Source organism: Psychrobacter namhaensis (assembly GCF_016107545.1).
Lineage (GTDB): Bacteria > Pseudomonadota > Gammaproteobacteria > Pseudomonadales > Moraxellaceae > Psychrobacter > Psychrobacter namhaensis.
Genome location: NZ_JABASS010000043.1, coordinates 1 through 487, shown reverse-complemented (window position 1 = coordinate 487; position 487 = coordinate 1). Strand labels below are relative to the sequence as shown.

The following is a 487-nucleotide window of genomic DNA, read 5'->3' as shown; positions in this document are numbered from 1 at the left end:
TACCCATCGATGATAGGGGACGCGGAGGTAGGCGAGTACCATTGGGCGTTGTCTACGATGGGAGCAAGATGGTTCATAGATGATTACCATTAATATTAAGTATATGGTGTGCTTTTAGGCGTTGCCTCAAGTTGTGAGTGGGGGCGTTGTATTTACGTCTTATTATGACAAGATATAAGCAAATAACCATTAACCTTAAGGCAGCTTTAATCTACTACCAAAGTAGTATTTGTGAGCTGTCTTAAGGTTAATGAGGTTGAAAAGATGGCTAATTAAAAAACCAAGGGAAGGGCTGAACCAGAACTTTTTCTCCCGCTGGTAGATTGCCCATATCTTGAGCCAGTACGATAAAACAATTGGCGTGGCTAAGCTGTTTGATTCGATGCGATTGTTGCTTTGCAAAGCTTTCAACTTGTAGGCTACCAGCCTTGCTTTGTGACAAAACCCCTCTTTGAAAGTCTTTGCGGCCGGCCATTTTTCTGACGTC

1 pseudogene is annotated in these 487 nt (G+C 42.9%); it reads right to left on the bottom strand.

The features are described from left to right. Positions 1–268: 268 nt before the first annotated feature. Positions 269–487: pseudogene (locus JFC06_RS12235) on the bottom strand (molybdopterin molybdenumtransferase MoeA); the annotation flags it as partial.